A 21,400-nucleotide genomic window follows, 5' to 3' on the forward strand; every position below is an offset into this window, starting at 1 on the left:
GCTTTGTATTTTAATGTGTAGATTCTTTTATAGAAAGATTTTTAATTTTTATTTGGTGGAGCAGGATTTGTACCTTGCTGGTAATATATCATATTTGTACAATGACTTTCTACATCTGCCGCGTTACCTGTTTTTATAAATACTTTTAAACCTGAGTTTACATTTGTGATGGCGGTAATAATAGCAGAATTATCGTGCTGAATGGATCTATCCACACTTAAAAAAAAACATTTTTGTTTGGGACAATATGCATTTACAATTACTCCCGAAACTGCGGACAAATTGGTTTTTACAGCCGTAAATGTTTTTGAACTTATGTTCGATACGCCAATAATAAGTTCCACGTGTTTGCCTGATAAAAGTAGCGTATTGCTATTGGCAATGATGGAGGCTGCTTTGCCTATAAACATCCCCGCAAAGCAAATAGCGAGTATGAAAAATATTTTTTTGGAAAATCCGATTGGTTTTTTCATTGAATTTTTTTTGAAAAATTAGTTTATTTTTTCACAATAACGTATAATCAATTTACAATATTAAAATATATATGTGAGATTCGCAAATTTTTGTCTTTGAAAAGTAGAAATAAAAAAAAAGAATAATCGGTTCTCGAAAAATTATTTTTTCAAAAGCAAAAATGCAGTATAAAAAAATTGTAATTATTTATTAAAAAATGGCATCATTTCCTGATTGATTTTTTCTCGTAAGGATTTTAGTTTGATGGCGTATTCTTCCAACTTTTTTTCGTTATCTGTTTTCGGAGTCCACTTTTTTACTTTTATCGGATTCCCTTTGTCATCAACCGAAACGAAGACAATCACACAATGCGTTTTCTTTTCAAATGCCTTCTCTGAGAAACCTCTGGAATATACATCTACGGCAATGTGAATGCTGGTGTTTCCGGTATAAATAACATAGGCTTCAATTTTAATTACTTCATCAATATTGATAGGTTTGTAAAATCGAATTCCGCCCACATAAACGGTTACACAATATGTTTCTGACCAATTTCTGGCGCAGGTGTAAGCCGTTTGATCAATCCATTTCATCACTATTCCGCCATGCACTTTTCCACCAAAATTAATGTCCGTTGGTTCGCTGATAAATTGAAAAGTGATTTTATTGTTCATGTTTTTTATTGAAATTTATTTCATGTCTGCGATATACGCCATGCACAAATCTATCGTGGCTTCGATTCCTTTTTTATGTGTGCGCTCCACTCCGTGAGATGCCGCAACGCCAGGTCCGATAAGCGCTACACGAAAATCATTTCCGGCGCGCAATGCTGCAGAACCGTCTGAACCGTAATAAGGATAAACATCTAACTGATACGGAATTTTATTTTTTTCGGAAAGCTGCACTAATTTTTTTCGCATTTCGTAATCGTAAGGTCCCGAAGAATCTTTCGCGCAAATAGAACATGAAACTTCGTTTCCATCACAGGCATCACCCAAAACGCCCATATCAATTACCAATAATTCCTTTACGGAAGGTGAATAACCACACGTTCCGCCATGTCCAACTTCTTCGTAATTCGAGAAAAATAATTCGACTGGAACATTTTTTTTAGAAGCTTTTATTTTTCGAGCAATTTCAAATAAAGCAAAACATCCGGCTTTGTTATCCATAAAACGCGATTTAATAAATCCGTTTTTGTATTCGCGGTAACGCGGCTCAAAACAAATAATATCGCCAGTTTTGATGCCCAATTTCTCCACCTCTTTTTTGGAATAGACTTCTTCGTCCAAACGAATGTGCATTGTATCGTAATTTCTTTTTTCTGTTTCACGCTCGTGATTGGCGTGTGCAGAAGGATTGTTGAGCAAAAGCGTTCCGGTAAATTCTTTTCCGTTCAAGGAAATAATTTTTACGTATTCGCCTTCCGCGCTCGTCAGCAACAATCCGCCAAGCGAAGAGAAAGTAAGCGTTCCGTTACTTTTTATTCCTGAAACAATTGCGCCCAAAGTGTCTACGTGCGCGGCAATTGCCAATGTCGGATTTTTTCCGAGTGCGCATTTCACCGCTTTTTTGTTGGTGTATTCTGGCTGAAAGCCGTAACTTTTTAATAAATCGAAAATAAATTTTTCAGCCTTATCGGTGTAACCTGTCGGAGAATCAATCTCCACCAATTGTTGAAGTGTTTTGTAATCGCTCATAAAATTATTTTTTTTAATGCTTGATCTATGTCTGAAATAATATCTGAAATGTGTTCCAGCCCAACGGAAACTCTCACCAAATCAGGAGTTATGCCAACTGATCTGCGTTCGTCTTCCGTTAATTTTGCGTGTGTTGTGGATGCTGGATGTGTAACAATGGTTCGCGTATCGCCCAGATTTGCCGTTAAAGAAGCCATTTGCAGCGCATCTAAAAATTGTTGTCCTTGTTTTATTCCGCCTTTGATAGAAAATACCACAATCGCTCCGCCTGATTTCATCTGCTTTTCAACGATTTTAAATTGTGGATGAGTTTTCAATCCAGGATATTTTACACTTTTTACAGAAGGATGTTTTTCTAAAAACTCCGCTAATTTTTTAGCGTTCTCCGAATGTCGTTCCATCCGCAAAGGCAATGTTTCCAAGCTTTTTGAAAGTAACCACGCATTAAACGGAGAAATAGAAGGACCTGTACTTCTGCAAAATAAATATATCTGTTGAATCAATTCTTTTTTTCCGGCAACAATTCCGCCCAACACGCGCCCTTGTCCATCAATAAATTTAGTGGCAGAATGCGTTACCAAATGTGCTCCGAAATCTATTGGTCGCTGCAAACAAGGCGTTGCAAAACAATTGTCTACATTTAAAATAAGTTGATGTTTCGCAGCCAATTTCCCCAACCATTCTAAATCCAGCACATCCAATCCTGGATTAGAAGGCGTTTCCACGAAAATCATTTTCGTGTTTTTTTTGATAAGTGCTTTCCACGTTTCTGGTTTATCTGCGTCTGCGTAAGTAAATTCAATTCCCCATTTCGGTAAAAATTTACTAATAACGGTGTGCGTCGATCCAAAAATAGAGCGCGAAACCAACAGATGATCTCCCGTTTTCAATAAAGCCATAAAGCTCGCAAATACAGCCGCCATGCCGGATGCAGTAGCATAAGCCGCTTCGGCACCTTCCATCAAACGAATTTTTTCTTGCAATTCTTCCGCATTCGGATTCGAGAAACGACTGTAAATTAATCCTTCTTGTTCATCTGCAAAAATGGCGCGCATTTGCTCCGCATCATCATACACAAAACTGGAAGTTAAATAAAGTGGCGTGGAATGTTCGCGGTGTTGTGTCCTTTCGGATTGTGTACGAATAGCAATGGTTTCCGCGTGCTCAGAAATTATTTTTTTACTCATTTACAGAAACAGAATACGTTATTTTAGAAGTTTTTTCGAGCATTTTTGCAACGGAACAATATTTTTCGATAGATAAATCGGCGGCACGTTTTGCTTTTCCTAATTCGATATTTCCTTTCAATTTAAAATGAATGTGAATATTTTTCCAGAAGGAATGATCTTTTTCTTTTTCGCGATCTGCGTTAATGCTGATGCGGAAATCCGTAATTTCTTGTTTTTGTTTTTTCAAAATCATCACTACGTCAATGCCACTGCAACCGCCTAAGCCCATCAATAATAATTGCATCGGACCAGCGCCTTTCGGTTGTCCACCGCTTTCTGTAGAAGAATCTATCTGAACAACATTGCCCATTTCATTTACCGCTTCAAAATGAAAAGCATCGTTCATGTGTTTGAGTTCTATTTTCATATCAAAAATTTTAGATGTTCAAATGTAAGGATTTTGAAGATGTGTGGAGGTAGGATTTTTTTTCGCAAAAATTCGCGTTCGAAAAATTATTTTTTTGAAGCCGTTTTTTTCGCTTGCAAAAAAGGAGTTTGAAAAAATAATTTTTCAAACTCCTTTTTTATTTTTCAGAAAAAAATTGAATTTAATTGACGCTTGCGTTGTAAAAATTATTCGCAATTAAATCTTGCAACAATACACGTTGTCCTTTGTAAATAGCCGTTATCCATGCATCTTTCGTTTCTAATTTAATTACTTGTTGGCGAAAAAGTTCTGCTTGACGCAAAGTTTTAAAACTTCGCATCGTGAAACGCGTAATGCCATCCGGATAATCTTTTACCTTGGCAGGCGGCGGTTCCAAGCTGTTTAAGTTTTTGTGTTTAAAATTTTGCGGATGACGGTACGCGCCAATTTGCACCACAAACGTTAAGCTATCCGAACAAATTTGTCCGCCCATACGAATCAATTGATGATATACAGCGGTATCGTTTAAATCCTTTCCTTTCAGCGAAGAGAAATCTGGTTTTTGCGCGTCTCCTCCACAAGGATCATCAAAAAATTCATTCACTGTTTGTTCTTTTCCGAAATAGAAAACCATGACCAAAGCATTTTTCGTTTTCGGTTCTTTTTCAATCAACATTTTTTTGAAATTATCGGCTTCTTCGAGTGTAGCAAAAGGTCCCATCGTATAATGAACGGTTCCATCAGGATATGTTTTTTGATGAATTTTTCCGTATTTTTTCAGGTATCCATATTTGAAATCCGAAGAATCTTTAAAAGCACCCAATTCGATTTTAAAACTCAAACCATCAATATGCGATTTTCCATAATCGTTTTCCAATTGTTTATGATCAAATTTCTTCTCATCATTTAATCCAACAATCGACTGATCTTGTGCTTGTATCACTTTGGTATCTGATTCTGGAACGTAACCTTTGCGCGTGTATTCCGCCACATAATACTGTTGAATTAATTCGCGCTGACCTTTATTATTTACCGTAACGGTGCTGTGTTTTTTGAATGTACTGTCTTGTTTAAACACTTGTTGTTTCATCACTTCCGCGTTTAGCAAGGTTTTGAAAGGACCGATGTAAAACGTGGTATGTCCTTGCGCATCTACTCTTTTGTTGATATGCCCAAGCGACGCCACTTTCGTAGAATCAAAATCAGATGCTTTTGCATACGTTCCGAGTTCTACATTGTATGTAATGCTATCCTGTTGTGCATCGCTGTGTTCATTTAAAATTTGCTGATACATATCCGATTCGTACACATCTAAATTATCTTCTGCATGGTATCTGGCAAGTTGTTGATCAATTTTTGTTTGCAAAGGTTCGGACGAATCTGCAACCGACGTAGTGGTTTGGTGTTGCGCTTTGTACGCATCGGAATACAAATGAACATCTTGCGCTACTTGCACATACGTATCTAAGGATCTAACATCTACGTATTCGATGTGCGGCTGAAATCCTTCTACTTCAATCGCCACTTTGTATTTATTACCGGGCGTAAGCGCAATCAAATATTTTCCGCTCGAAGAATTTGAATGAAACGTTCCTTTTATTTCGCCTGTTTCCGCGTTGCTCACGCGTATCGTAGCATCTGCCGGCTTATCGTCCGCAGTTACTACGCCTACTACCAAAGCAAGTATTGGTTTTTCTCCTTGAAAGCCTGGACTCACCACGTAAATATCTTGTTGTCCGTAACCACCTTGCCGGTTAGATGAAAAATAACCTCTGGAACCATCTGCACTCAACACATAATAACGATCGTCTTCCGTAGAATTTACTGGATAACCAATGTTAATGGCAGGCGACCACGTACTATCTTTTAGTGTAGAATAAAAAATATCGCTGCCGCCCATACTGTTATGTCCTTCGGAACTAAAAAATAAAGTAACGCCATCGGGATGAATATAAGGTGCGTCATCATTATAAGGTGTATTGATGTTCGGTCCTAAATTAGTTGCTGGACCCCATTCTCCATTTGCTTGTATTTTCGACATGTAAATATCTCTCCCGCCAAAACCGCCCGGGCGCTCACTCGCGAAATAAAGTGTTTGTCCGTCGGCAGATAAAGAACAACTTCCTTCCCAATATTTGGTGTTGATATTCGGACCCAATCGTTTTGGAATGCTCCATTCCGTTCCATTCAAATGACTTACATAAATATCTCCATTATCACTTGGCGTACTGCGATAGGTAAATAAAGTTTGCCCGTCTGCGGAAATAGCAATGCTGGCATCGTGTCCTTTGGTGTTGATGTGATCTCCAATTCCTGTGGGAGCCAACCATGTATCGCCTACTTTTTGCGAAACAAATACATCTTCGTAATATTCTCCTGCAATGGTATCGGATTTTAATTTTGGATTTTCCAAACCGCCGGTACTTCGCGGACCTCTATAGGTAAACATCAATACGGATTCATCTGCCGAAACAACGGGCGCATATTCTGAAGCGTCTGTATTAATAGAAGCCCCTAAATTTTGAATGTCCACATGCACCTTTCCTGCTACCAATTTTTTCGCATTGTTGCAATAATCAATGTAACGCTGCGCCATTTTTTGCATCTCATCGGATGGTTTGGGTTTTGAATTTAAGTATTGATTGAAATAACCAATGGCTTTATCAAATTGATTGTTGATATGATATGCTCTGCCGAGATAATACAAAATATCTTTTGCAGAAGGATCTTGTTGGTAAACACTTTCTAAAAAAGAAATGGATTTATCTTTTTCATCGCCTTTGTGCAAATAACAAATTCCAGCTTGTTGTTTGTAATATGTTTCGAGAGAATCCATCGCAATTAATTGCAAATAAACAGGAAGTGCACGAATGTAATTTTCTTCTCCGAAAAAATATTCTGCTTTATCTAACAGATTAGATTCGTCTTTGTTAGCCTGCCTTGCGGAATGTTTTTTACTTTGCCCGAAGGAAATAAAAACATTCGATAAGCACAGTAAAAGGACAAGCGAAAATATTTTTTTCATCGCCTAAAAGTCATCAAAAGAAGATTGTTAAATTATTATGTATTTTCTTTTTACAAACAAATCCATGTTGAAAACCATTAACTCGTAGATTTGTCGGCACATTCCCAAAAATTCCAAAAAATGATTTCAGCAGAAATAGAAGAATATGTGAACGAACACACTTCGCCAGAAAGCGATGTGTTGAAGAAATTAAATCGCGAAACCCACGCCAAAGTGATGATGCCGCGCATGTTGAGCGGACATTTACAAGGAAAAGTTTTGGCGATGTTGAGCGAAATGATTCGTCCGAAAAACATTTTAGAAATTGGAACTTTTACCGGATACTCCGCCATTTGCTTGTGTAGCGGCTTACAAGAAGGTGGAAAATTAATTACCATTGATGTAAACGAAGAGCTGGAACCGATGGTGAAAAAATATTTTTCCGAAGCACAATTAGCAAATAAAATTGATCAACGCATCGGAAACGCTTTAAACATCATTCCTTCGCTGAATCAAAAATTTGATTTGGTTTTTATTGATGCCGATAAAAAAAATTATTCTGCTTATTACGATTTGGTTTTCGATAAAGTAACTAAAGGCGGATACATCATTGCCGACAATGTTTTGTGGGATGGAAAAATTATTTTTCCGAACGATAAAATGGACGGCGACACCAAAGCAATGGACGCGTACAATAAAAAAATTACTGCTGATACGCGCGTGGAAAATTTAATTTTACCGATACGCGACGGATTGATGATTGCGAAAAAATTGGTTTGAAAAATTATTTTTTCTGTTTGCGTATTCCAAAAATTTCACGCTGAATGCCTACGGTAATACGCGGTAATTCAGGAAAAATATAGCCAGTTTTAAATTCCTTCGACAAACGATAATTTCCATAAATCAACCAATTATTAAAACCGATGCGCGCCAAAACGCCATAGTTAAATGGATTTACAAAAACCAAACCTTCGTCTTGTGTATAAGTAACAGAAGCGCCAGCAGCATTTGCTACACTGTGTTTATCTGTTGTTTTGTGAACCACCGAAAACGTCCAATCGCCGTACGCGCCAATATCCAAATACCTGCCTAAACTGTGTGCGCTGTTTCCAATTTGAAAACGATTGTATAAAGCCAATTCGAAATTATTAAAATTCATTTTTTCCGTGGTGTGTTGAATATTATTCGGAAGAAGTTTTGCAGAATCTTGTTTCAAATTATTATACGTAACGTGATAATCCACATCGTAACCAATGGCATCAAAACTGCATAAATCCTTTTTAAAACGATATCCAATTATAAAATCCGTTGATTTTCCGTAATTGATGGCATCTCCAACGCTATCTGATTTCCCTGCAACAAAACCATATCCCATAAAAATGCTGCGATACGTTGCTTTATATATTTCAGGTTTTGTGATGGAATCCTTTTTTGTAGAATCTTGTACTCCTAGAACAGCATATTGATTCACCGCAGTATTTGTTTCTGATTGAATTTGTGCGACTGCTGCCAAAGAATCTATTTTCACTTGTTGCGCAACTGCTGCCAAAGAGTCTGCTTTTTGTTGATTAGTTTGTGCAAATGCAAAATGAATTGTTCCGATAAATGCGAGAGAGAAAATTATTTTTTTGATCATCTTGTTTTGTTTAACGATTGAAATTATTTTTCTGAGAATTTTTGCAAAAGTATAAAAGTATAAATAATCTTTACATTTGATGAAAATAAAATACGCGCAAAAAAGATGTTCGAAAAAAATTTATTTTAAGATGAATAAAATTTATTTATTGATTGGTGGAAATTTAGGCGATCGGAAAAAAAATATTTCGCAAGCAGAGAATATACTTTCAAAAGCACTTGGAAAAATTATTTTTTCGTCGGCTATTTATGAAACAGCACCTTGGGGATTTCAACACGAAAATTATTTTTTGAATAAAGCCATTTGCATCGAAACACGTTTCGATGCCAAAAAAGTATTGGAAATTTGTTTGCAAACGGAAGAAAAATTAGGAAGAAAAAGAACTGATGGAAATTATGCAGCTCGAACCATGGACATTGATATTTTGTTTTTCAACGATGAACTAATCGAAACCGAACACTTAACAATACCGCATCCACAATTGCATAAACGCAAATTTGTATTGGCTCCTTTAGCTGAAATAGCAAGCAATTTGGAACATCCTGTTTTTCAAAAAAGAATTTCTGTGCTGCTCCACGAATGTTCGGACATTTTAGAGGTTAGAAAGCTCTAAACTAAGTGTTTCAGGGACGTTAAAAAATGTTAATAGCACTATTTTTGAAAAATAACTTTGTTTATCCGAAAAACATTCTATAATATTGCACCTCAATTTTAAACTGAAACATATAAATTAACTGTATCAAAATGAAAAAGCAAACATCAAAAATCCTCACCATTGTTGTAAGTTCTTCTTTGGCTTTCGCAGGTTGTAATGGCTTGTCGAAAATGATAAAAAATGCCGATAAAGTATCTTACACGGTTACACCAAATCCCTTAGATGAAAAAGGAGACAGCGTATCGGTAACGATTGCAGGAAAATATCCTGCGAAATTTTTCGCAAAAAAGGTAACCTTAACCGTTACTCCAAGTATAAAATTCGCTTCTGGTGGATCAAAAGATTTGAAACCAGTAACATTGGTTGGTGAGAAAGCTGTTGGTAGCGGAACAAAAATTAGCTACGACAACGGTGGAAGCTTTTCTTACACAGATGTTGTTGCATATCAACCGGAAATGAAAGAAGCCGAGTTGGATGTAAAAGCAACTGGTACTGTTAAATCAAAATCGAAAGATTTTCCTGCAAAGAAGATTGCTGATGGAACCATCGCTACTTCCTTGTTAGTAAAAAACGATGAGAGACCAATCATCGGAAAAGATAATTTCCAAAAAACAATTCCTGAACACGATACAACTCGTATTTTCTACACTATCAGCCAATCAGTTGTTCGTCCTTCTGAAATGAAAAGTGAAGAAATGAAAAAGTTTAAAGATTTTATGGATAATGGAACGCAACAAAATTATGTTTGGGATGGTATTAATGTAGATGCGTATGCTTCTCCGGATGGCGAAACGGAATTCAATGCGCATCTTGCTGAGGATCGTGCTAAAACAGCTATTAAAGCAATGATTGAAACTTTCAAAAATATGAAAATGGAAGTTGAAAAGGCAAATAAAAAAGGTAAAGAACATAAAGTAGATGAGAAATTGCCAGTTGATTCAAAACTTGCTGAAGAAAGTTTTTATAAAGTAGTTAATACAGGTATGGATTGGATTGGTTTCAAAACCAAAGTAGAAAATTCTAATATTAAAGACAAAGACCTTATTCTTCGTGTTTTGACAATGTATTCTGATCACGACCAACGTATGAAAGCAATTAAAGATTTGGCTAAAACATACACTGAGTTGGCAGATAATATTCTTCCAAAATTGCGTAGAGCAATTATAATTGTTGATGCTGAAAAGAAAAGCAGAACTGATGCTCAAATTTCTCAATTAGTAACATCGCATCCTGATAGTCTTTCTGTAGAAGAATTACTTTATGCAGCAACACTTACGAATGATGTAAACGCAAAAATGAATATCTACCAAACTGCTGAAAAACAATACGGCAAAGATTGGAGAACTTCTAATAACGTTGGATATGCTGATATCATGCAAAATAAAGTATCGGATGCTGACGCAGAATTCCAAAAAGCAAATCAACTTTCTCCAAGCAATCCAATTATCCAAAACAACATGGGAATTGTTGCTTTGATGAAAGGTGATCGTAAAACAGCTGCTGCTGATTTCAAAAATGCAACAGGTGCAGGTCCTGAAGTATCTTACAACATGGGTACTTTAGATATCATGACAGGAGATTACGCAAGTGCAGTGAGCAGTTTCGGAGCAGACAATTCTTTTAACTCCGCATTGGCTAAATTGTTAAACGGAAATCCTGGTGATGTATCCAGTACACTTGATGCTTCTACTGCAAAAGACGACGCTCTTTCTTATTATTTGAAAGCAGTTGCTGCTGCACGTAATGGCAAAGCAGACGAATTGGTAAACAACTTGAAAACAGCTATCAGCAAAGATGCTACGTTGAAAGACAGAGCAAAAACTGATTGTGAGTTTTTGAAATTTAAAGATAACAGCGACTTTAAAGCTGCTATTCAATAATCGAGAAAATAATTTTTTAAAGAACCCGCTCTAAAGGTGGGTTTTTTATGGCCTTTATTTTAGGTTTCGTTTTTGTGCTTCGAAAAAATAATTTTTTGAACTGATTTTTTAACTCTGTAGGAGTTTAATCTTAATAGCTAAATGTGGAAATAAAGAATAGCTCCGTAGGAGCGAAATAATAGTTTGGAAAATATTTTTTGAAATTATTATTCTTATTTTCTTTTTGACTTGAATCAAAAAGAAACAAAAAGTTCAAGGCTGTGATTTCTCATTTCATTTTAGCTTCCTGAAGCCTATTCGTCGGGTGATTTCCTCGTATACACTCGGAACTTCCCGAACTCATCACGCCTTCAGTTCACTAAAGCCTTATTCGAAATCAAATGCCGTAAAAATAGGGTTGACAAATTATTGTTCGAAGCATAAAAAATTACACCTTTGTTTGATAAAGGAAAAATGCTTTTTGAATAAAAAGCTCACAAGTTTAATCGGTCACGAAGCGTAATCGCACAAAGCCAATGCTTCAGCCTCGCGCCTCGTAGGCGCCAAGTTGTCGCTAAGTATGTGTGTCAGGGCTTAGTGTCGGAATTTATTGTAGGTTCAGTTTACAATAGCAAGAGCTAACTGAATTGATTTGAAAATGTAAGATTGAAAAATTAATTTTTCAGCAATGAAAAAGGAGCTGAACATGTCATACATTCAGGTGAACTTGCCTCATGCACAGCTGAACATGTCATACATTCAGGTGAACTTGCCTCATGCACAGATGAACATGTCATACATTCAGATGAACTTATCTCACGCACAGCTGAACTTGTCATACATTAAGCTGAACTTACCTCATGCACAGCTGAACATGTCATACATTCAGATGAACATCAACACAATGAAGTAAAGATTTTGTTTATCCGCGTAAAGCGAAAGGAGGGTTCAAAAAATATCTTTTCGAAGGCTACTCATATTCGGTCGTCATTTCTTCGCCATTAATAATGCTCAAATAGCTGTTGTAGCGCGAAGCAGCAATTTCTCCTTTTTCGAGTGCTGTTATAACAGCGCATTTCGGCTCGTTTACATGGAGGCAGTTATTGAATTTACAATGTTGCATTTGCGCACGCATTTCTGGGAAATAATGGGCAACTTCTTCCTTTTTCATATCTACAATTCCCAACTCTTTAATGCCAGGTGTGTCAATTAAAAAGCCATTGTTGCCAATTTCAAGCATTTCGGCAAAAGTGGTGGTGTGTGTGCCTTTGTGATGTGCTTTCGATATTCCGCCGGTTCTTAAATCCAGTTCTGGATTTAAAACATTGAGGAGAGTAGATTTCCCAACGCCTGAATGTCCAGCTAAGAGGGACGTTTTTCCTTCCATAACGGATTTCAACTCGAAAATATTTTTTTCCAATGCGCTAATTTTATAGCAAGGATAACCGATTTTCTGATACAATTGAATCAGCTCTTCGGCAGCAAGGGTAGCTTTTTCGTCCCATAAATCTATTTTATTGAAAACTAAACTTACCGGAATGTGGTAGGCTTCGGCAGTAATTAAAAAGCGATCAATAAATCCTGTAGAAGTACGAGGTTGTTGCACTGTTACCAACAAAAAGGCTTCGTCCACGTTGGCAGCAATGATATGGCTTTGCTTGGATAAGTTAATGGATTTACGGATGATGTAGTTTTTTCGAGGCTCAATTTTATCAATGATTCCAGTCTGTTCAATTGGGTCAATGTTAAAATCCACCCAATCTCCTACGGCAACAGGATTGGTTGTTTTTATGTTTTTAATTCTAAAATTTCCGCGGATGCGACAACTTATTTTTTGTCCGTTATCCGCCAACACAGCGCATAACATTCCGGTTGATTTAATGACTCTTCCTCTCATTTTATCAGGTTGTTCCGAAACGAAAGTAGAGATTGTTTCCGAATCTTCGTCATTAAGCTTTATTTAAAGGCGCTCAAAAAAATAATTTTTCGAAGATGATTTTATTTTAACTCCGCATGAGTTTAATCTTAATAGTAAATGTGGGAATAAAGAATAGCTCCGTAGGAGCTAAATATTCGTTTAAAAACTATTTTTTCGAAACTGTTTTTCTTATTTTCTTTTTGACTTGAATCAAAAAGAAACAAAAAGTACAAGGCTGTGATTTCGAATCAAATGCCGTAAAAATTGGGTTAAATTATTTTATTGCATTTTTTGTATCGCAATTTTTAATTTATCTTGATTTAAGATACGCAAATAATACGTTTTAAAGTTTTGAAATTCATCTACCGGAATAATGTCTTTGAAAAAACATTGGTATTTTTCCACGTAAAGTCCATCTTTTACAGCTTTAAAGTGAACGCTATACACACCGTATTTACTGTGTATGTAAATGTTTTTAGGTACTTCCAACAAACGATATCCTTTCGGGAAATGCAAGGTTATCTTTTGTAAAACTGGACCATCCTTTCCCAATGCATCCACGCTCAAACGATTGCGGCGCACTTTGCTCGCAATGGCTGCGCTCGGCTGAATGGCGGTCATGTACGGAATGCGACAAATAAATAAATTGGCTACGGCATCCGAAAAGTCAGATGCTTTGAGCGCGTACGTTGCTTTTAAAGGTGCAGAAATATCATTGAGATTGGCATATTTAAAATCCGTTAAACTTAGGTTTTGAAAAACATTTTTTCCGAGTGCGCCCAAAATATAATTTTTTTGTTCCGCTTCGCTGATGGTCGAAAACGTTTCACGAATCGCGCCGCCAGCCATTCCAGGATACACCGCGCTTGTTTTCATGTCAATACTTTCGTCAGTATTCAATGTAGCATCTTCTGTGTATTCCACTAAATTTTTGAGCGAATCTAAATTGTCTTTCGGTAAACGCAAAGCTGTTTTCACGCCGTCCTTTATCAACAATCCCCAAGCATTTACATCGTTTTCCGTCAATACATAACTTGGATAAAAATCCGTTGTTAAATCTAAAAATCCTTGTTTCCCGTGAAGGTAATAACACACCACCACGTGATCAAAATTTAAAGAAGGCAACATATCCTGATGATTCAAGGAATTTGTTTTTACGAGCGTATAATACGATTCCACACCAATCGCGCGAAGCATCGTAATCATCAACGTAGCAACATCTTTACAATCCCCTATTTTAGAAGAAAGCGTGAGCGATGGATCTTTCGGCACATAGCCAGATTGCAAAAACGGAACGTACGAATAACTGATTTGGCGCGTTACGTAGTTGTAAATAGCAATCACTTTCTCGCTGTCGCTCATACTCGGATTAATCACGCTGTCCATCGCTTCTTTCACATCGTAACTCATTTCGAATTTACGATAGGTTTTTTTCTGATACCAGTTTACGGGGATGCTCCAATCCGGAATCGAGCTCACGGTAATACTTCCGTATAAATCATAATTATCCAGCGTTGCTTCTTCCTGCTCAATTTTAGGAATAAGATGGTATTCCCATTTATAAAAATCGTAATTCCCTTTACTGAATTTTACCAAATTACTATCCATGTTTTGATACAAATAACCCAAGTACATTCCTTTCGGGACGGCGACTTCCATTTTAGAATAATACACAGGAGCTTCGAAAGAAAGGTAACTGATGAGCGCGAAAACTTTTCCTAATTCCGATTGTTGTTGCCATTTGTAAATTCCGTTTAATTCAATGATATCGCCTGGTTCCAAGTTTTTAAAAACTATATAACCGCCATTTTGATCCGGTACTACTTCCGCACCATTCGGCTTAATCACCTTTACCATATTGATGTTTCCGAGAAAACTGAAATCGTATTGTGTCCAAATCTTCGCTCCGGCTGCTGTTAAAATTTTAATCATCATTTGCTGATAGACTTCTGCATGTGCGGTGCTGTCGTAAGCTAAATCACGTGTGTAGAGTAAAATAACAGATTCCGCATCGTTGTATTTTCCTTGCCAAGTAGTATCTCTCAAAGCCTCGTCCAGCGTTTTAGTATCTGTGAACAATGTTTTCAAGGTTTTTTGTCCTTGTATCTGATCAATTTTATCATCTAAGCCGCTGCCATCGCCCGAATATTGTTTTGATTTCAAATAATAAGTCAAAGCTTTTTTATAATTCAAACTGTCTTTTTTTCCTAAATCACTGTAAATATCTCCAATGATTTCGAGTGTTCCCGACTCATACGGAGAAATTTTTAAAATAATATTAAGTTCTTGCAAAGCCGCATCGTATTTTTCTTCTGAATACAAATATTTAGCTTTCGCTTTTCGTGCAGAAATATCATAGGGCTCGTGTGCAATCAAATCGTTGTATAAGTCTATTACTTTATCAAACTTGTTTTTCCCTTTGTAATATTCAATAGCATCGTTGTAATCGTTTTCAAAAAATTGTGTTTTTGTATTGCTAACTGCCTGTTTCGACTCTTCTTTTTTCTGTTTATCCGTTTCTTCCTGATACGGTTTATTATCGGAAAGGGAAGCTTCGTAATTTAATTTATCCGTGTAAACGGGATAGGCTTCTTTCATTTTTTTGATAAAATCATCGTGCTCTTTTTGCATTCCTTTTTTATCATAGTAATGGATATATGCCTTTATTACTTGGTAATTGGATGGCGTAATGCTTTTTAATTTTTCCAAAGCGCTGAGGTAGCGATCTTCGTCCGTATTCAAATCAATGTCTTGAAACTTCTCATACAACATCCCGAAAATAGGCGTTTTATCTTGGTTGATGTCTGCCAATATTTCGTACGACTTTTCTATTTTTCCATTTTCTGCATATAATTTTGCAGCGAGGTATTTAAACAAAACAATTTTTTTGTGCGCACGATATGCTTTCACAAAAAATTCTTCTGCTTGCCGATTTAAACCTTGGGAAATATAGGCTTTTGATAGTGCATAATAGTTAAATAAATTATCGGGATGCGCTGTAATTTCCTGTTTAAAATAATCAATTGTTTGAAAACTTTTTTTCGAAGCATCGTATTTTTGAGAAGTATAATTTCTAGTATTTGCAGGCTGTATGGACGTTTCTAAATGTCCCAGTGTATCCGTAATACGTAAACAAAAATGTTGATCGTTGCCGCCATCGCCCAAACCAAACAAATTTCCGTAATTGTTTCCGCCGCCAGATGAGCCATTAACAGCATCTTCAAAATCCAAGAAATCGTATGTTTTCGGAGCGTCGTCTGCATCCACACTTTTCACTAAAATACGATGTATCCCTGCTTTTATTTTCAATTGAACAATTTCATTGTCCATCGAAAAATTAATCGGATCGTTGTTCGAAAAAACCAAATCGTTGTCTAACCAAATTTTCATCGGAGAAGTCCGTCCGATACGAAATTGAACAGTTTCATCTTTACTTGCATTCACAAAAGTGTTCGCATAAAAAACATTTTTTTTGTAGCTGTCCGGCAAAAAATCTCCGAAAGAAATATCACCTTCGTTGGTTTCGTATGCCGGATTTACCCACGAAAAAAGGATTCCGGTGCTGTTCGTGTACGCTTTTGACGTGTCGTATTTATCCGTTTCAACGAGATACGGAATTTCATAACCGCTTCCAGAAATATCCTGAAAAGGACCTAAAAAACTCCATTTATAATGCCCGAATAAATCTGCGTATGCTTTGTCTGACTGGCTAAATTGGCGTTTTTGTTTCAAGGTCAAAGCAATATCTACTTCCGCAGAAATTTTTGCAACTTCACTATAATTTTTTTGTTTCACCACGTCCTCGTCTTTTCCCGTATACAAATCCTGAAACAACAAATAAATATTTTCGTTGTGCGTTTTATCAATTAATTTATTGATGTATTTTTTATACGATAATTCATCCTGTTCAATTTCAGAAAGATAAATCATTCCTTCCAAAGCAGAAACGTCTGTGCTGTCCGCTTTCAGGGCGTTTGAGAAGGCTTGTCGCGCAGCAATATCATTGTTGTTTTTGATAGAATCCCAACCTCCTTCTGCAAAAGAAGAAAAATGAAAAGCAAAAAATACGAGTATTAAAAGGCTAAGGGAACGTTTCACAGAGAAGATTTCTTTAGGTGGAACAAAAATTATTTTTTTGAAATCAGGATTTCACTTTTACCAATGTCATGCCACATTCTGGGCATTTCCCGGGTTTTGCGAATGTTTTATTTCCGCATTTCATCGGACATTCATACATGGCTTGTTTGGTAGTATCCGAAACAGCGCGCGTTTTATTGGTATCAGCTGGAATTGTTTTTTTTACAACCGTTGTGTCGGTTTTTACCGTAACATTTTCTTTTGTTCCGTTACTACTGCAACTTGGCAGCGTATATGCAAAAGATGCTGCCGCAGCAGCAATCAATATTCTCTTTTTCATACTTGAAAAAATATTTTTTCAAAGATAAAAATTCTATTCATTTAGACAACCACGTTTGGGCTTATTTTTCAAAACATAAAATTGCTACGTCTAAACAAATATAACTTATTCCTAATAATTTTCTTCAACAATTTTATATTGCGCGAATATATTTTAAACGAAATAAAAGCATCTCGAAAAATTAATTTTTCAAACCTGCTTTTGAAGCGGAGAAATTGTTTCAAAAAAATAATTTTTTCGTTTGCAATCTTCAATAAATCGCGGCAAGGCGTACAACATATTTTTTTCGGCTTTTACACTGTCGTGAAACAAAATAATAGAGCCTGAACGTGTATGCTGAATCGTGTTTTTCAAACATTTTTCAGGAGAAATATTTGGATTGTAATCGCCGCTCAAAACATCCCACATAATAATGGAATAATCGGTTTGTATGTGTTTGCATTGCGATTTTTTTATTTTTCCGTAAGGCGGACGAAATAAATTGGAAGGCACGATATCGGCACATTTTTTAATATTGTTGAAATAATCGTCGCTATTGGTTTTCCAGCCATTTACATGATTAAATGTATGGTTTCCAACGGCGTGATTTTCCGCTAAAATTTGTTGAAATAAATTCGGATATTTTTGCACGTTTTCGCCTACGCAAAAAAATGTGGCTTTCACATTTTCCTTTTTCAGAATATCCAAAACTGCCGGTGTTATTTCAGGAACGGGTCCGTCGTCAAACGTTAAAAAAATTGTATTTTTCTGAAAAGGAAACCTCCATATCAGCTGGCTGTAAAACTGGCGCAACAGATATGGAGGTTGTACGAAATACATTGATTTTACTACGATGAAGGAGGAATAAATCCTTGTTGCAATTTTGTCATTCTGTCTTGAAAGTTTTTCGACAATGCATCGTCTTTAAAGGTTTTGGTGATGTAAACCATTCGTTCCAGCATATCTTGCGCTTGTTCAATTTCGCGCTTGTATGTTGCCATGTCGTCTTTATCCACCGAATAATAATATTTCAAATCGCCTTCGTACAAATCAAATAAACGTTTGGCAATAACAGCACCTTTTGCATTGGCTCCCGCTTGATAATAATTGTAAACGATAGAGAACATGGTGCCATCGTAAGGAACATTTACTTCTGGCATTTCCAGCATACATTTGTCCAAAACCTTTATAGCGGAGTCTTTTTTGTTTTCTGATAGAAGAGCTTGTGCGAGCGTTCCCATCTGGATTCTCATATCTGTTGTCATCCTACGGATATTTTCATCCAAATAAACTCCAGGAGTGTTCATTCCGCCCCATTTGAATTTATTCATCACATTATCGTACATCAATTTGGTGTTTACGTAACTGCCTTCTTGTTGCATTTCTTGAGGAGTAGATTTAAACGGAACCAAACGGTATGCTAAGCCTTCCAATTGGAAATAGCCTTGTAAACCCATATACGCATCTGGACCAGTTGTTACAGCAAAATAAATTGGACGTTTCCAATCGTTGTGTGCCAACAAATCGAGCACCATCAAATCGCTTTTCATTACATAGTTTTTCTTCATCGTCCAATCAATCGCCGGAACGATACGATCTGCCAAAGCGGGATCTACTGTTCCGTTTGCTAAAACGGTTTGTTTATCTACCGGAATTTCTAAATTTTGAGTAGGTAAATAATTGATCCATTTTCCAGATTGTGTTTCGAGTTGGTTTTTTTGATCGCTACTGCTGATAAAATCCATGATTTGTTTCAGCGGAATATTTCCTTTTATATCTTTCGGATAATACGGAACATAATCGCGAGTGCCTTGGCGATATTGCTCTTCGGTAAGTGCAAAAGGAACGGCATCCGATAAATACGCTTTGCGTTTCATTTGATCAATGTACCAATCAGTATTGAGTAAACTGAGGTTACATACTCTCACATCCGTGCGAATGCCTTCTACTTCCTGTACGTACCAAAGCGGGAATGTGTCGTTATCTCCATTGGTAAACAGAATCGCGTTCGGAGCGCAGGATTGTAAATAATCAATGGCTAAATCGCGGCATGTATAACGACCAGAACGATCGTGATCATCCCAATTTTCATGTGCCATCACCGCAGGAACGGCGAGCAAACAGATAGCGGTAACTGCAATAGCAGCGGTTTTCTCAGAGCTCATTTTTTTAGAAACCCATTCGAAAATAGCCAATGCGCCCAATCCAATCCATATCGCGAAAGCGTAAAAGGAGCCAACAAAAGCATAATCCCTTTCTCTCGGTTGTAGCGGATATTGGTTCAAATAAACAACAATGGCAATGCCGGTAAAAAACCAAAATAACAATACTACTAAGCCATCATTTTGATCGCGCTTAAATTGAAAAAACATTCCAAGAAGTCCTAAAAATAAAGGAAGTGCGTAATACTTATTTCTGCCCTTATTGTTTTCAATATTGAATGGAAGATTTTGTTGTGAGCCTAATCTCGCCTCATCCCAGAAAGGAATTCCTGTAATCCAATTTCCGTGTAAATTTCTGCCGACACCTTCCACGTCATCTTGTCTGCCAGAAAAATTCCACATAAAATAGCGGAAATACATAAAATTAACTTGGTAATTGAGAAAATACGTCAAATTATCGCCAAAAGTAGGTTTCACAATTACTTGTTTGTTTCCTTGTCCGTCCGTATACGTTTTACGTTCTCCGGTAAGATGCGACCAATCTTTGTAAGCTTCTATGTGGTCAGCTTGTTGATCCCACATTCTCGGAAAAATAGTGCAAAACTCAGGATCGTAATTCGGTAAAGATTGTTTTCGATCATCTGAAATAATATATTTTCCTGCTTTCTCGTCTTTTACATAAAGCGGTGAACCATCTAAATACGGCTTTTGAACATCTAAAGGAGAGTTGTAATTAGGTCCGTATAAAAGTGGCCAATCTCCATATTGCTCCCGGCCCAAATAAGAACCTAAATTAATGGCATTGTCTGGATTGTTTTCGTCTAAAGGCGGATTGGCTTGAGAACGTACCACCAATACTAAAAAGGAAGAATATCCAACCAATAGCATCGAAAGGCAAAGAATAGCAGTATTAAAAATAGGTTTATTTTTTTTGTGCGTATAATACAAACCAAAGGCAATTGCTCCTATCAGTACAGCAAAATAAACGAGTGTGCCGATATCAAATGGAAAATGTAAAACATTCACAAAAAATAATTCGAAATCGGCTGCCCAAGATACTATCCACGGAATAATACCAGCTTGTACGCCACCCAATACAAGGATGGATAAAATACCTGTAATGATAAATCCTTTTGGTGTGGTTTTGTATTTTTTAAAATACACCACAAACACCATTGCCGGAATCGTCAATAAATTCAGCAAATGCACGCCAATAGACAATCCCATCAAAAATCCGATGAGTACAATCCATCTATTTTCATTTACACCTTCTTCATCCACCGCTCTTTCCCATTTCAAAATACACCAAAAAACGAGTGCGGTAAAAAAGGAAGACATTGCATAAACCTCTCCTTCCACTGCCGAAAACCAAAATGAATCGGTAAATGTGTAAGCCAAAGCGCCTACTAAACCAGCGCCAAGGATGGCGTATATTTTTCCGTCTGTAAGCTCTCCCGTTTTTGTCATTAATTTAAACGCCATTGCCGTAATGCTCCAAAACAAAAATAAAATAGCAAAGGCACTGCAAGTTGCCGACATACTATTGATAATAGGCGCTACTTTGTGCACATTACCAAAAGAAAAAAGGGATAAAACGCGTGCCACCATTTGTAAAAATGGCGCTCCCGGCGGATGTCCTATTTCGAGTTTAAAATCGGTAGAAATAAATTCTCCGCAATCCCAAAAACTTGCGGTAGGTTCAATGGTTGCTAAAAATACGTATGCCGCAACTGCAAAGGCAATCCAACCGAAAATATTATTTAACTTTTTGTATTTGGATAATTGATTATCCAAAAGAGTGTCGTTTGTCATTGAACTATTTTTGAAGATAAATTTTTGATTCAAATCATATTAATGGTCGGCGAATTTAGAAAATATTTACATAACTATTTTGGAGGGTGTAAAATAAAGTGTGTCAATTAAATTAAAAGATTTAAATTGACCAATATGAAAGCAGAAAAATTCGATTTTGAAGCCTTTAAAAAAGAGGCGCTTCGTAAACTTCGGAATAAAGAACCAGG

General features: G+C 36.6%; 15 protein-coding genes. 3 read left to right on the forward strand and 12 right to left on the reverse strand.

All coding sequences use genetic code 11. The features are described from left to right. Positions 1–41 precede the first annotated feature (41 nt). The 6 genes from ABIZ51_11245 to ABIZ51_11270 all read right to left on the reverse strand — a co-directional run bounded on the left by ABIZ51_11245 (position 42) and on the right by ABIZ51_11270 (position 6,774). Complete coding sequence (locus ABIZ51_11245) at positions 42–473, reverse strand: hypothetical protein (GenBank protein ID MEO7089357.1); 432 nt, start codon at positions 471–473, stop codon at positions 42–44. A 183-nt stretch (positions 474–656) separates the two neighbouring features. Continuing rightward, entirely contained in the window at positions 657–1,127 is a 471-nt protein-coding gene (locus ABIZ51_11250; GenBank protein ID MEO7089358.1) for an acyl-CoA thioesterase, read from the reverse strand. A gap of 15 nt (positions 1,128–1,142) precedes the next feature. Beyond that, positions 1,143–2,153 carry a M42 family metallopeptidase gene (locus ABIZ51_11255; protein ID MEO7089359.1) on the reverse strand — a complete coding sequence of 337 codons (1,011 nt, stop codon included), beginning with the start codon at positions 2,151–2,153 and terminating at the stop codon, positions 1,143–1,145. Then, the gene (locus tag ABIZ51_11260; GenBank protein MEO7089360.1) at positions 2,150–3,340 is read right to left on the reverse strand and encodes an O-succinylhomoserine sulfhydrylase; all 1,191 of its coding nucleotides are present in this window, start codon (positions 3,338–3,340) and stop codon (positions 2,150–2,152) included. Before ABIZ51_11260 ends, ABIZ51_11255 begins: the two co-directional genes overlap by 4 nt. After that, positions 3,333–3,749: an OsmC family protein gene (locus ABIZ51_11265; protein MEO7089361.1), complete on the reverse strand. Its 417-nt coding sequence runs from the start codon at positions 3,747–3,749 to the stop codon at positions 3,333–3,335. The genes ABIZ51_11260 and ABIZ51_11265 overlap by 8 nt, the downstream gene beginning before the upstream one ends. A 181-nt stretch (positions 3,750–3,930) precedes the next feature. Next, positions 3,931–6,774 (reverse strand): hypothetical protein, encoded by a 2,844-nt coding sequence (locus ABIZ51_11270; GenBank protein MEO7089362.1) that lies wholly within the window; start codon positions 6,772–6,774, stop codon positions 3,931–3,933. A gap of 120 nt (positions 6,775–6,894) precedes the next feature. On the opposite strand from ABIZ51_11270, the gene ABIZ51_11275 reads away from it, so the two are divergent. Further along, the gene (locus ABIZ51_11275) at positions 6,895–7,533 is read left to right on the forward strand and encodes an O-methyltransferase (GenBank protein MEO7089363.1); all 639 of its coding nucleotides are present in this window, start codon (positions 6,895–6,897) and stop codon (positions 7,531–7,533) included. A gap of 4 nt (positions 7,534–7,537) precedes the next feature. Here ABIZ51_11275 and ABIZ51_11280 read toward each other — a convergent pair whose 3' ends face one another. Then, a complete protein-coding gene (locus ABIZ51_11280; GenBank protein MEO7089364.1) occupies positions 7,538–8,389 on the reverse strand; it encodes a hypothetical protein in 852 nt (283 codons plus the stop codon). A gap of 130 nt (positions 8,390–8,519) precedes the next feature. On the opposite strand from ABIZ51_11280, the gene folK reads away from it, so the two are divergent. Beyond that, positions 8,520–9,002: a 2-amino-4-hydroxy-6-hydroxymethyldihydropteridine diphosphokinase gene (folK, locus tag ABIZ51_11285; GenBank protein ID MEO7089365.1), complete on the forward strand. Its 483-nt coding sequence runs from the start codon at positions 8,520–8,522 to the stop codon at positions 9,000–9,002. A 131-nt stretch (positions 9,003–9,133) separates the two neighbouring features. Then, positions 9,134–10,924 carry a hypothetical protein gene (locus ABIZ51_11290; protein MEO7089366.1) on the forward strand — a complete coding sequence of 597 codons (1,791 nt, stop codon included), beginning with the start codon at positions 9,134–9,136 and terminating at the stop codon, positions 10,922–10,924. Between the two features lie 949 nt (positions 10,925–11,873). Here the strand turns inward: ABIZ51_11290 and rsgA are convergent. The 5 genes from rsgA to ABIZ51_11315 all read right to left on the reverse strand — a co-directional run bounded on the left by rsgA (position 11,874) and on the right by ABIZ51_11315 (position 21,191). Next, a complete protein-coding gene (rsgA, locus tag ABIZ51_11295) occupies positions 11,874–12,800 on the reverse strand; it encodes a ribosome small subunit-dependent GTPase A (protein ID MEO7089367.1) in 927 nt (308 codons plus the stop codon). A gap of 300 nt (positions 12,801–13,100) precedes the next feature. Further along, complete coding sequence (locus ABIZ51_11300) at positions 13,101–16,919, reverse strand: transglutaminase domain-containing protein (protein MEO7089368.1); 3,819 nt, start codon at positions 16,917–16,919, stop codon at positions 13,101–13,103. Between the two features lie 43 nt (positions 16,920–16,962). Beyond that, positions 16,963–17,238, reverse strand: coding sequence for a heavy metal-binding domain-containing protein (locus ABIZ51_11305; protein ID MEO7089369.1), 276 nt, complete (start codon positions 17,236–17,238; stop codon positions 16,963–16,965). 189 nt (positions 17,239–17,427) lie between these two features. After that, positions 17,428–18,057 (reverse strand): polysaccharide deacetylase family protein, encoded by a 630-nt coding sequence (locus ABIZ51_11310; protein MEO7089370.1) that lies wholly within the window; start codon positions 18,055–18,057, stop codon positions 17,428–17,430. 8 nt (positions 18,058–18,065) lie between these two features. Next, complete coding sequence (locus ABIZ51_11315; GenBank protein MEO7089371.1) at positions 18,066–21,191, reverse strand: DUF2723 domain-containing protein; 3,126 nt, start codon at positions 21,189–21,191, stop codon at positions 18,066–18,068. Between the last annotated feature and the right edge of the window lie 209 nt (positions 21,192–21,400).

This window comes from Bacteroidia bacterium, from assembly GCA_039924845.1.
In the GTDB taxonomy this organism is placed as follows: Bacteria; Bacteroidota; Bacteroidia; order DATLTG01; family DATLTG01; genus DATLTG01.